Annotated in this window: 6 protein-coding genes; 3 read left to right on the forward strand and 3 right to left on the reverse strand. The window is 64.9% G+C overall.

What is annotated here, in order from left to right; genetic code table 11:
• Positions 1-2 precede the first annotated feature (2 nt).
• From AT959_RS03460 to AT959_RS03470, 3 genes are read left to right on the forward strand one after another with little or no spacing between them, the layout of a single operon-like run.
• Entirely contained in the window at positions 3-3,110 is a 3,108-nt protein-coding gene (locus AT959_RS03460) for a PAS domain-containing hybrid sensor histidine kinase/response regulator (RefSeq protein ID WP_066880631.1), read from the forward strand.
• On the forward strand, positions 3,107-7,474 hold the full coding sequence (locus AT959_RS03465; protein ID WP_066880633.1) for a CBS domain-containing protein: 4,368 nt from the start codon (positions 3,107-3,109) through the stop codon (positions 7,472-7,474). The genes AT959_RS03460 and AT959_RS03465 overlap by 4 nt, the downstream gene beginning before the upstream one ends.
• Positions 7,467-10,754 carry an ATP-binding protein gene (locus tag AT959_RS03470; protein ID WP_066880634.1) on the forward strand — a complete coding sequence of 1,096 codons (3,288 nt, stop codon included), beginning with the start codon at positions 7,467-7,469 and terminating at the stop codon, positions 10,752-10,754. Before AT959_RS03465 ends, AT959_RS03470 begins: the two co-directional genes overlap by 8 nt.
• A 30-nt stretch (positions 10,755-10,784) precedes the next feature.
• Here AT959_RS03470 and AT959_RS03475 read toward each other — a convergent pair whose 3' ends face one another.
• The 3 genes from AT959_RS03475 to AT959_RS03485 form a co-directional block, all read right to left on the reverse strand.
• Positions 10,785-11,684: a response regulator gene (locus tag AT959_RS03475; protein ID WP_066880635.1), complete on the reverse strand. Its 900-nt coding sequence runs from the start codon at positions 11,682-11,684 to the stop codon at positions 10,785-10,787.
• A gap of 235 nt (positions 11,685-11,919) precedes the next feature.
• Positions 11,920-12,783, reverse strand: coding sequence for an alpha/beta fold hydrolase (locus AT959_RS03480; protein WP_066880636.1), 864 nt, complete (start codon positions 12,781-12,783; stop codon positions 11,920-11,922).
• Positions 12,784-12,816: 33 nt separating this feature from the next.
• Complete coding sequence (locus tag AT959_RS03485; protein WP_066880638.1) at positions 12,817-13,401, reverse strand: hemerythrin domain-containing protein; 585 nt, start codon at positions 13,399-13,401, stop codon at positions 12,817-12,819.
• Between the last annotated feature and the right edge of the window lie 14 nt (positions 13,402-13,415).

The following is a 13,415-nucleotide window of genomic DNA, read 5'->3' on the forward strand; positions in this document are numbered from 1 at the left end:
GCATGACCCAAGATAACGACAACATTACAGAAAGCACGACCCGAGCGATCGCACTGGTCGTCGTGCCCTATGTCACGGTCGCCGCACTGTGGATACTGCTTTCCGATCACCTGGCGGCCTATCTATGGCCCGATCCGGCCCAACTGGCCATCGCCAGCATGATCAAGGGCTGGTTTTTCGTCGCCGTCACCGCCGTTCTGCTCACCGTGCTGCTCCATTCGCTGATCAAGCGCATCAATGAACGCCAGGAACTGGAGCGCCAGGCCCGGCAGGCAGCGCTCCTCGCCGCCCGCCAGGTCAAAGAGGAAAGCGCCCAGTTGCGCACCCTGATCGATACCATTCCCGACCTCATCTGGCTGAAAGATACCGAGGGCGTCTACCTCAACTGCAACAAACGTTTTACCCAGTTTTTCGGTGCCACGGCGGAAGAGATTTGCGGCAAAACGGATTTCGACTTCGTCGACCGCGAACTCGCCGAGTTCTTCCGCGCCAACGATCAGGCCGCACTCACCGCCGGTGCCCCCCGCAGCAACGAAGAATGGGTCACTTTCGCCAGCGACGGCCATCGCGAACTGCTCAACACCATCAAGGCGCCGCTGCGCGACTCGCATGGCGCACTGATCGGCGTCATCGGCATCGGCCGCGATATTTCGCAACTGCATGAACTGCAGGAACGCTTCGAGGTCGCCTTCAACGCCAGCCCGGCGGCAATTTCGCTGAGCACGGCGGATCGCGGCATCTACCTCGACGTCAATCCCGGCTATGCCCGGATGCTGGGCTGGGAAAGCAGCGACCTGCTCGGCCGCAGCTCACTCGACATCGGCCTCTGGCCAGACGAAGAGGCCCGTGAAACCTGGCGCCGGGAACTCGAAACCAGCGGTCATCTGCGCGACTACCAGACCACCTGGCTGAAGCGCGATGGCCAGCCGCTCTCGGTCAGTGTCTCCGCCGAAATGATCGCGCTCGGCGGTCAGCCCTACGTCCTCGCCTTCATTCTCGACATTTCCGAACGCAAGCGAGCCGAAGACGAGGTTCGCCAGTTGCAGGAACGCCTGGCCACCGCGTTCCGGGCGGCGCCGGTCGCCGCCTGCATCACCCGGATGAGCGACGGCAAGCTGGTCGATGCCAACGAACGCCTGCTCCGCGAATACGGCTGGCCGCGAGCCGACCTGATCGGCAAGACCACACTCGAAGCCGGCCTCTGGGGCAGCGAAGTCGATCGCATCAGAATGGTTGACATCATCCGCCGCGATGGCCGCATTGCCGACTTCGAAACCGTCGGTGTGACCCACGATGGCCGCCGGCTGACGATCAGCATTTCATCGGAAGTCGTCCAGATGGACGGCATCGCGCATCTCGTCACCTTTATCGACGACATCACCGAGCAGCGCCAGGCGAGCATCGAACTGGAAAAGCATCGCCACCACCTGGAAGAACTGGTCAACGCCCGCACCGCCGAACTGGCTGCCGCCAAGGAAGCAGCCGAAGCGGCCAGCCGCGCCAAGAGTACCTTCCTGGCCAACATGAGCCATGAAATCCGGACACCGATGAATGCCATCATCGGCCTCACCCATCTCGCCGAGCGCAACACCGAAGACCGCCTCCAGCTCGAACGGCTGGGCAAGGTCGCCAACGCCGCGCAGCACCTGCTGGCCATCATCAACCAGATTCTCGACATCTCGAAAATCGAGGCCGGCAAACTGGAATTGGTGCCCAGCGACTTCGATCTGGCCCGCCTGCTTGAAAATACCAACGCCCTGCTCGTCGACCGCATCCGCTCGCGCGGCCTGCGCTTTCACAGCGCGATCGACCCGGCCTTGCCGCCGGTGCTGGTCGGCGACCCACTGCGTATTGGCCAGATCCTGCTCAATTTTCTCTCCAATGCGGTCAAGTTCACCGAGCGCGGCACGATCGGCATCAACGTCACGCTGCAGGAAGAAACAGCGGCCGGCCTGCTCGTCCGCTTTGCCGTCAGCGATACCGGTATCGGCATCCCGCACGAACAGCAGGCCCGTATCTTCGAGGTCTTCGAACAGGCCGACACCTCGACCACCCGGCGCTTTGGCGGCACCGGGCTCGGCCTCGCCATCGCCCGCCGGCTGGCCGTCATGATGGGTGGCGAAACCGGCTTGAGCAGCGACCCCGGCCAAGGCAGCACATTCTGGTTCACCGCCCGCCTGCGGCCCGGCCAAGCCAACCGGGCCGAAGACCCGGTGCCGATGCTGCCCGAAAACAGCGAGCGCTGGCTGGCCGAACGCTTTCACCAGCGCCGCATTCTGGTCGTCGAAGACAACCTGATCAATCAGGAAGTGGCCATCGAGTTGCTGCAGGCCGTTGGCCTGGAAACCGATGTCGCGGTGAACGGCAAAAAAGCCGTTGAAATGGCCGCTCAAACGAACTACGACCTGATCCTGATGGATCTGCAGATGCCGATCATGGACGGCTTCGCCGCCACCCGCGCCATCCGTCAGGCCGAGGCTGGCAGCGGCCGACAGGTTCCGATCCTGGCGATGACCGCCAACGCCTTCAGCGAAGACCGCCAGCGCTGCCTGGAAGCCGGCATGAACGAGCACATCGGCAAGCCGGTCGACCCGCAACATCTCTACAGCGCGCTGATCAAATGGCTGCCGGCCGACGGCCAGGCGCCCTCCGGCAAGCGGGCCGGCAACAGCAGCAGCCGACCAAGTCCGGACAACCCTCCAGCCGCCATGACCGATCTGCGCCAGGCGCTGGCCCAAATCGATGGTCTCGATCCCGAATTCGGCCTGAACTCGGTGCGCGGCCGTCTGCATAGCTACATCCGGCTGCTCGGCATTTTTACCCAGACCCATGCCGACGACCCGGCGATCATCGCCCAGTTGCTCGATGCCGGCCTCCAGGCCGAGGCCATCCGCGCTGCCCATACGCTGAAAGGCGCGGCCGGGACGCTCGGCATCACCGCCATCCAGCGCGCGGCCGCGCAGCTCGAAGCAAGCCTGCGGGCCGACCTGCCGACCGACGAAATCGAAGCCCTGCGCACCGCCCTCGACGACGAGCAGCAACGCATCATTCCAGCCATTTCCAGCGCGTTGACCGATGTCGCCGCCCCGCTCCCGGCCAGGTCACAATGAAAAAAAACGCTTTCACGACTCTCGCCGACGTCATGTCCCGCCGCGTGCACGGCGTGCCCCCCGGCCAGACCCTGCACGAAGCAGCCCGGCGGATGGCCGAAGTGCGTGTCTCCAGCCTGCTCGTCGAGATCGAAGACAAGCCGGTCGGCATCGTCACCGAAACCGATATCGTGCGCAGCCTCAACGAACTGCGTCCGCTCACGACGCCGGTCGAACAGATCATGTCGCGCCCGCTGATCACCGCCGAAGCGAGCATGAACCTGTATGCCGCACGGCACCTGGCGATGCAGCAACACATCCACCACCTGGTCATCGTCGACGACAACGGCCGGACGCTGGGCCTGGTCAGCGACACCGACTTTCGCCTCCATATCGGCATCGACATCTTCCAGCACCTGCGGACGTTGAGCAGCCTGATGGAACACGATGTGCCGCGCCTGGCGCCGGAAACGCCGCTCAGTGCCGCTATTGCCCGCATGGTCGACAGCGGCGCCGACTACGTCATTGTCAGCGACAACGGGCACGCCCTCGGCATCCTGACCGAACGCGACATTCCCAGGCTACTGCGCGACAAGCAGAAGTTTGACGGCATCTCGATCGGCCAGGTGATGAGCCAGCCGGTGATCGGCATCGCCATCGAGGAGCCGGTGGCCGAAGCGCTGGAAAAGATGAGCGCCCACCATCTGCGCCACATGGTGGTTTTCGATAGTGACGGCAATGTCGCCGGCGTCGTCAGCCAGCGCCGGCTGTTCGATCATCTCGCCGCCCGCCATCTCGACGAAGCGCTGGAGAAGATCAACCAGGAACGCGACCGCCTGCGCCTCGAAGCCCATATGCAGATGGCACTTGATGCAGCCGGGGCCGGCAATTGGGAATACGACCACGAATCCGACCGCTACATTTTCAGCGAAGGCACCCTGCGCCTGATCGGCAGCAGCAAAGCCAGCGCTCCGCGCACGCTGGCCGACTGGACCGCCCGTATCCACCCGGACGACCGGCCCGCCCTGAATGCTGCGGTCGACACCGTAAATTACGGCAAAACCACCCATTTCGTCGCCGAATACCGCATGGCGCGCGATGACGGCAGTTGGGTCTGGCTCGAAGACCGGGGCTGCGTCATCGAACGCGGGGCGGACGGCCAGCCGCAACTGACCGCCGGCATCCTGACCGATATCGGCGAACGACGCCGGGCCAGCGAACGGCAGGATCGGCATAACCGGGCCATGCGCCTGCTGAGCGGTGCCGCCCAGGCCCTGATCCGGCACGACGATGAAACGGCGATGCTGGAAGAAATTTGCAGTCTGGCCGTCGACATCGGCGGCTACGATCGGGCCTGGATCGCCCAGGCCATGCACGATAGCGAAAAGCGGGTCATCCCGCTCGCCGAATCGGGCTTTCCACCCGGCACGGTGAGCCAACTGGAGATCAGCTGGGCCGATGTACCAAGCGGCCAGGGGCCGACCGGCCGCGCCATCCGCACCGGGGTGCCGGCAATCACCCACGACACGCTGAGCGATCCGAGCTACGAACGCTGGCGCGGCTTTGCCCAGCGCGCCGGCGTACGCTCGTCCGCCTCGCTGCCGCTGCGCATCGACGGCCAGGTGATCGGCGCCTTCAATCTCTACTCGAGCGAGGTTGACGCCTTTTCCGACGACGAAATTCCCCTGCTCTGCGATCTGGCCAGCGAACTCGGCGTCGGCCTCTCGATGCACCGCTCGCGGGCCGCTCTCCTCCGCCGCGAAGCCAATCTGCGGCAGGCCGAACGGATGGCCCGCCTCGGCCATTTCCAGTTTGACCCGCGGCTCGACCACTGGAGCAGTTCGGCGATGCTCGACGAAATATTCGGCATCGATACCGGTTTCGTCCGCTCGAGAAGCAGTTGGCTGGAGATCGTGCACCCCGACGATCGTCCGATGCTGACCGCCTACAACCGCGCCCTGGTCCGCGCCGGCAACCCGCATTTCGACATCGAGTACCGCATCGTCCGCCGCAACGACGGCGCCGTCCGCTACGTGCACGGCATCGGCGAGATCAGGCTCGGCGACGACGGACGGGTGGACCAGATGTTCGGCACCATCCAGGACATCACCCAGCGCCGCCAGGCGGAAGACCAGTTGCGCCAGCACTCGCTGGCCATTGAGCAGAGCCCGCACAGCATCGTCATCACCAACACGCGGGCTGAAATCGAATATGTCAATGACGCCTTCCTGCGCGTCACCGGCTACGAGCGCGACGAAGTGATCGGCGCCAACCCGAAAGTCCTGCATTCCGGCCGGACACCGGCCGCCACCTTCGTCGATTTGTGGTCCGTCCTTGAACGGGGCGAAACCTGGCGTGGCGAATTCGTCAACCAGCGCAAGAATGGCGAGGTGTACGAGGAATTCGCCATCATTTCGCCGGTGCGCCAACCGGACGGCCAAATCAGTCATTACCTGGCGATCAAGGAAGACATCACCGAGAAAAAGCGGCTGGCCGCCGAACTCGATCGCTATCACCTGCATCTCGAAGCACTGGTCGGCGAACGGACCACCGAGCTGATCGCCGCCAAGAACGCCGCCGAATCGGCCAGCCGGGCCAAGAGCGCCTTCCTGGCCAATATCAGCCACGAAATCCGCACCCCGATGAACGCCATCATGGGTCTCACCCACCTCGCCCAGCGCGACAGCACCGACCCGGAACAGCGCGCCCGCCTCAACAAAGTGGCCGATGCGGCGCAACACCTGCTGTCGATCATCAACGACGTGCTCGATTTCTCGAAAATCGAGGCTGGCAAGCTGACGTTGGAAAAAGCCGGCTTCTCGCTGCCCGAGGTCTTCATGGGTACCCGGGCGCTGATCGCCGAACGGGCCGAAGCCAAACACCTGCCGGTATTTTGCGAGATCGATCCGGATCTGCCCGAAATGCTGCTCGGCGACCCGCTGCGCCTGCAACAGATTCTGCTCAATTTCCTGTCCAACGCCGTCAAATTCACCGAGCAGGGCCAGATCACGCTGGCCGCCCGCCTCATTCACGAGAACGAGGATGGCCTGCTGGTCCGCTGCGAAGTGCGCGATACCGGCATCGGCATTTCCGCCGACACCCAGTCCCGGCTGTTCATTCCCTTTGAACAGGCCGACAGCTCGACCACCCGCCGCTTCGGCGGCACCGGCCTCGGCCTCGCCATCAGCAGCCGGCTGGCCGAAGCGATGGATGGCGCCGTCGGCGTCAACAGCACGCCGGGCAAGGGCAGTACCTTCTGGTTCACGGCCCGCCTGCAGCCGTTGCCGGCTACGCCGGATCAGGGCATCGGCCAAAGCGACCGCCTACTCAGCGAAAACGCGATCAGCAGCCGCCATGCCGGCGCCCGCATCCTGCTCGTCGAAGACAACGCGATCAACGAGGAAGTCGCCAGCGACCTGCTGCGCAGCGTCGGCCTGCGCGTCGATATCGCCCGTGACGGCGCCGAAGCGCTGGCCAAGGCCCGCCAGCAAAGCTACCAGTTGATCCTGATGGACATGCAGATGCCGGTCATGGACGGCCTCGAAGCGACCCGGCGGATTCGCGCCCTACCCGGCTGGGCGAGCGTGCCGATCCTGGCGATGACCGCCAACGCTTTCGACGAGGACCGCGCCACCTGTCTGGCAGCCGGCATGAACGACCACGTCGCCAAGCCGGTCGACCCCGAGGTGCTGTTCACCACGCTGGCCCGCTGGCTGGCGCCGGGCTCGATTGCGCCGGGCGCGGCAAGCAAGCCCGGGGCGCCCCCACCGGCCGACGACCAGGCCCTGCGCGGCGCGCTGGCCAACATTCCCGGGCTGGATGCCCGCTTTGGCCTGCAAGCCGTGCGCGACCGTCTGCCCAGCTACTGTCGTCTGCTCGGCAAGTTTTCCAGCAGCCACGGCGAGGACTTCGCCAACATCCATCAGCAACTGCGCGCCAGCCAGCACAGCGAAGCACGCCGTCTCGCCCACTCGCTGAAGGGGGCCGCCGGTACCCTGGGCGCCACCGCCGTCCAGCAGGCGGCGGCCAGCCTCGAAACCGCGATCCGCAACCAACAGCCGGCCGTTGTCATCGACACGCTGATCGCCGATTGTGCGGCCCGTTACACCGAACTCTGCGCCGCCCTGCATTGCGTGCTGCCGGCCGAAAACGCCGGCCCCGCTGACAGTTCGGCCGCCTTGCCCGATGAAGCGACCCGCCTCGCCGTACTGAGCGACCTGGGCAGCCAGCTCAAGGAAGGCGAACTGGGCTGCCAAGCCATCGTCGCGCAGAACAAGGCCCTGCTCAAGCATGAGCTGGGCAACCGCTTCCCGGCCTTCATGGCGGCCGTCAACGCCTTCGATTTCGAAGCCGCGCTCGGCCTGCTGGCCGCCGATCATGGCTGATCAAGCCGCGGAGCACCGGACGCCGCGCTGGTACTTTCCGGCCCTGGGCCTGGTCCTGCTGCTGCTTGCCGCCGGCGGCACCGCTTTCTATCTGACCGAGCGGCAGCACCAGATCACCCTGGCCGGCGATCAATTGCGGGCTGTCAGCGAACTGAAATCGCAGCAGATCATCGAATGGCGACGCGAACGGATTGCCGACGGCCAGATCCTGGTCGACAACACCTTGCTCGCCGAACAGGTCGAACAATGGTTTGCCGAGGGCAGCCCGCGTCTGGAAAAACGCCTGCGCAGCCAGCTCGCTTCCCTGAAACAGAACTATCAGTATTTCGACGTGCTGCTCCTCGACAACGACGGCAATGTCCGGATCAGCTCGAGCGACCGCCGCGGCCGCTTGCAAGACGGCCTCTTCCTGGCCCTCGAGATGGCCGCCAGCCAGCGCCGGGCCGCCTTGAACGATTTTCACCCGGACCCGGAAAACGGCCTGATTCACGCCGATGTCGTGGCCCCGCTGAGCATTGTCGACGGCCAGCAGACGCGCCGGATCGGGGCGATCATCCTGCAACTCGATCCGCGCACCTTTATCTACCCGGTGCTGCAATCCTGGCCGCTGCCCAGCCAGACCGCGGAAACCCTGCTCGTCCGCCGTGACGAGGACCAGGTCATTTTTCTCAACCAACTGCGCAACCGGGCCAATGCCCCGCTACAACTGCGCGTGCCGAATACCCAGCGCGACGTGCCATCGATCCAGGCCGTCTTCGGCGGCAAGACCGGGATCGTCGAAGGCCATGATTATGCCGGCGTGCCGGTCATCGCCTCGGTCCAGGCCATCGCCGACTCGCCGTGGTACATCATCGCCAAGGTGGCCCGGGCGGAGGCGCTTTCCGGTTGGGCGAGCGCCTCGCGCCTGATTCTCGCCCTGATCGGCGGCCTGCTGCTCGCTGCCGCCGGCGTCTTCGGCTTCATCCACCAGCGCCTCGGGGCGCAGCGCTATCGCCAGTTGCTGGCAGTGGAAACCGCCACCCGGGCCGAGCAGGAGCGTTTCCGCATCGCCTTCAACGCCAGCCCGCTGGCCGCCTCGATCGTCCGCGCCGACGACGGCCGCTTTGTCGACGTCAACGATAACTACCTGGACTTCTTCGGCTGGCAACGGGCCGAAATGCTCGGCAAGACCGCGCTCGAAATCGGCATCTGGCCCAATCCGGAAGCCCGTCACCAGTGGGTCGAGAAACTGATGCAGCACGGCACCCTGCTCAACCAGCCAGGCCTCTGGCGGGATCGCTACGGCAAGCTGCGCAATGTCGAAATGTCGGCCGCCCTGATCGATATCGACGGCGCGCCGCACATCCTCGGCTTCACCTCCGATGTCACCGAACGACGCCAGGCCGAAACCGAGCTGGTCGAGTACCGGCGCCGGCTGGAGGCGATGGTCGAAGCCCGCACCCACGAACTGGCCGCCGCCAAGGAACAGGCCGAGCGAGCCAGCCGCGCCAAGAGCGCCTTCCTGGCCAACATGAGCCACGAAATCCGGACCCCGCTCAATGCCGTGATCGGACTGACCCACCTGCTCCGCCGTGATGCCGGCGATGCCGCCCAGAAGGAGCGCCTCGGCCGCGTTTCCGACTCCGCCCAGCATCTGCTGGCAGTGATCAACGACATTCTCGACATCTCCAAAATCGAGGCCGAAAAGCTGCAGCTTGAAGAATGCGACTTCCAGCCGGCCAAGCTGATCGCCGACACCCTGACCATGATCGACTACCGGGCCCGCGACAAGGGGCTAGGACTCAATGCCGTGATCGATCCCGCCCTGCCGGCCACCGTCCATGGCGACCCCAAACGCCTGCAGCAGATATTGCTCAACTTCCTCTCCAATGCCATCAAGTTCACCGAGCACGGGCAGATCCACCTGCGGGTCGGTCTGGCTGAACAACAGGGTGAGCAGGTGCTGCTGCGCTGCGAAGTCGAGGACAGCGGCATCGGCATCGAACCGGCGATTCAGGCCCGTCTGTTCCGTCCCTTCGAACAGGCCGACGACTCGACCACCCGCCGCTTCGGCGGCACCGGCCTCGGTCTCGCCATCAGCCGCCAACTGGCGCGGATGATGGGCGGCGATACCGGCATGCAGAGCACGCCCGGGCAAGGCAGCACCTTCTGGATGACCGCCCGCTTGCGCCTGGTCGCCCCGCAGCCGACGCTGACGGCGAGTCCGGCGGTCGACCTCGATTTCGAGGCAAAAATCAGCCGCCTGCACAGCGGCCAGCGCGTCCTGCTCGCCGAGGACGACCCGGTCAACCAGGAAGTGGCCAGCGAACTGCTGCGCCATGCCGGCCTGACCGTCGAACTCGCCGGCAATGGCGAGCAGGCGGTCGAGATGGCCCGCAACACCGCCTACGACCTGATCCTGATGGACATGCAGATGCCGGTGATGGACGGCCTGGAAGCCAGCCGGCGCATTCTGGCGCTACCCGGCCGGTCGACCGTGCCGATTCTGGCGATGACCGCCAATGCCTTCGACGAAGACCGCGCCGCCTGCCTGGCGGCGGGCATGGTCGGCCACATTGCCAAGCCGGTCAGCCCGGACGTTCTTTACCAAACCCTGATCAACTGGCTACCGGCCAGCGCCAGGTTGGCCCAGCCGGTGGCCTTGCCCAGCGCCCCGCAGCCGGCTGCCGCCGCGCTCGCCATTCTCGAACGCCTGCGCCAGCAGCCTGGTTTCGACACCGCCAGCGGCCTCGCCTCGCTCAACGGCAAAACCAGCCGCTATCTCGAACTGCTGCAAAAATACCTCGACCACCACGGCAAGGCGCCGGCCGATATCCGCCGCTGCCTGGACGACGGCGAGCTCGGCACGGCGCGCCGCCTCGCCCACACGCAAAAAGGCACGGCCGGCATGCTGGGCCTGAGTGGCGTGCAGCATGCGGCGGCCGCGCTCGACCGCGCCCTGCGCGAGGAACAGGCCGCCGAGCAGATCAGCGCCCTGGCTGGCGAACTGGAAAAGGTGCATCAGCAAACCTGCGCCACGCTGCAGCATGAACTGGCGGCGCTGGTCGTCACGGTGGCGCCGGTCGATCCGGAAAAGGCACGCCAACAACTGCTGCAGTTGCGCCGACTGCTCGCCGAAGACGATCTGCAATCGCAGGAAATGAGCCGGCAATTGGCCGAGGTATTGAAGCAGACGCTGGGCGACGCCTATCCGGCCTTCGGTCGCGCCCTGAACAATTACGATTTTCCGCTGGCGCTGCAACAGCTCGACCCGGCGCTGGCCAGCCTCAAGCCGGCTTGAACGGTTACCCGCCGCCGGGTGCCGCCTGACTCAGGCGGCCGGCAGCTTGATGGCGGCCTTGACCTCGTTGCCGCAACCGCAATATTCGAGGCTGTCGAAGCTGATCATCCGCGACATGGCGATGCCGCGACCGTGGGTATCGAAGGCGCGGTCCGGGCTCATTTCGAGATAAGCCCGCCAATCGAAACCGGCCCCCTGATCGCGGATCACGAACACCAGTTCATCGCCGGCCCGCTCGATGGCCAGCTCGGCCTGGCGGGCGCCGAGCTCCGCCGTAGCCAGGCGCTGCGCGATCTGGTCGTGCAAGGCGCCCTCTTCGATCAGGCGGGTTTTTTCGTCGTAGCCGATGGCCAGGTTGCCATGCTCGACGGCGTTCAGCATCAGTTCGGAAAGACCGAGCACCACCCGGCCCGGCTCGGGGGCCGCGTTGGCGGCCAGGGCCGCCAGATTGCGGGCGTCGTCCGGCGTCCGGAACAGAAAGCGCGCCTGGACCAGGCAGGACAGCGTCCGGCTCTGCCGCTGCACCTCCTCGGCCAGCTCCTTGTGGCCGCGATAGTCGCGGGTGGCGGCGGCGACGATGGCGAGCAGCGTATCGGCCGAGAACGGCTTGGTCAGGTAATAGTAGGCACCGGCCCGAAGGCCCTCGAGGACGTCGCTATCGGCCGTCATGCCGGTCTGCATGATGACCGGCACATGCATCATGTCCGGTCGCATCTTGACCCGGCGGAGAATTTCGATGCCATCCATGTCCGGCATCATGCGATCGAGCAGGATGGCGTCGAAGCGCTCCGGCATGGCGTCGATCAGCCGCCAGGCAGCCTCGCCGGATTCGGCTTCGATGACCTGATAACCCTCTTCGCTCAGATTCTCGGCCAGCGTCTCGCGACCAATCGGCTCGTCATCGACCACCAGAACGCAGGTTTTCTCCAAATCTATTTCTCCAGCCGCTCAATATTTTAAAACTGCTAAATTTATTAGCGTGGAATTATCCATATTTCTCTGCAAAACGATAGGGATAAAGCACGAATTGACGCAAGGACTTTAGTCTGCCACGAATTGCCGGCGTTGAGCGCGCCCGGGAAGGGGCCGCGCCAAGCAGCTTTCAAGGTCCGCAATAAAAACGGCCGCTCGAGGCGGCCGATGCAGCATTGGGAAAAGGCGGCGTTCAGTGCGCCAGGAAATCGAGCACCATGCGGTTGAACTTGTCGGCATGCTCCCATTGCGCCCAGTGGCCGCAGCGGTTGAAGATGTGCAGTTCGGCGTTCGGCATGCCCCAGAGCAGGCGCAGGCCGACATCCATCGGCACGAAGCGGTCGTCGCGGCCCCAGATGACCAGCGCCGGCGCCGTCACTTCGCCGAGGCGCGGGCCGTAGTCGGTGAACTGCTTCGGATTGGCGGCCAGGCTCTTGACGAAGTTTTCCAGGTGGTCGCGGCGCGCCATCATGTTGTCGAGGCGGGCCTGGTAGAGCTCTTCGGTCAGGCTGCTCGAATCGAAGACGAAGACGGCCATCATCTTCTTCAGGTTGTCGATGCTCGGCTCGCGATACAGGCCTTGCAGCAGCTTGATGCCTTCGGTCGGCATCGGCACGAACTGGCTCGGGCCGCCGGTGCCGCCGCCCATCAGCACCAGCTTGCCGACGCGGGTCGGATTGGCCAGCGCGAAGGCGACGGCACTGTGGCCGCCCATCGAGTTGCCGATGATATGGACACGCTCGAGATCGAGGGCATCGAGCAGGCCCTTCAGGGCGCGGCCGTTGAGTTCGGAGCGAGAACCGGTACACACGATCGGGTCGCTCTTGCTCCAACCCGGGCAGTCCATCAGGATCACCCGGTAGCCGGCCGCGACCAGCGGCTCGACGTTGCGGTTGAAGTTGGCCCAGCCACTGGCGCCGGGGCCGGAACCGTGCAGCATGACCACCGTTTCGGCGCCGCTGCCGCAGTCGTTGTAATGCAGTTGCAGATCGAGGTCGCCTTCCTGGATGCGGACGAACTTGCTGGTCGCGGCTTCGCTGAGGGGTGTTGTGCTCATGGGGTGTTTCCTTTCAAAAATAAGTGCTTGTTTTTAGTTGCAGAACGGCCGCGGGCCGAAACCAATCGGCGCCGGTGCGCAATCGACCAGGCGCGAGAAGAGCGCCGAGAAATTTTCCGTTGCCCCATCCTGCCCGGAATTGGCCGCCATTTCGGCGAGAAAATCGCGGTTCACCGCAAGCCAGTCGGCTTCCGTCAAATAGCGGCGCAGCAGCGGCAGCACGATCTCCTCCTCGAGCATCATGTGCTCACGGTAGAACTCGGCATAGCGCTCGAAGGCCCTGACGAAATCGTCGAAACGGCCGGGGTCGGCGACGAAGCCGGCCAGCGCCTGTTCGAGGGCCGCCATGCGCTGCGGCGCCGCGGCATGCTGGGCCGCGAGCTCGGCCAGGGCTTCGGCACCTTCCGCCGTCCGCAGCGGCAGGTGGCGGAACAGAAGGTCTTCCTTCGGATGATGGCGCTTCTCGGCATAGGCGTCGAGGTAATGCACCATCGCCTGGAACAGCTTGAGGTCGGGTTCGAGCTTGCCGGCCGCAACCTCCTTGAGCATGAAGCGGATGGCATGCAGGATGCCCGCCAGGGATTGATGCTCCTCGCCGATGATGTGAAGTGCTTGCATGTCTGTTCTCCAAT

The sequence above is a fragment of the Dechloromonas denitrificans genome (genome assembly GCF_001551835.1).
Lineage (GTDB): Bacteria > Pseudomonadota > Gammaproteobacteria > Burkholderiales > Rhodocyclaceae > Azonexus > Azonexus denitrificans.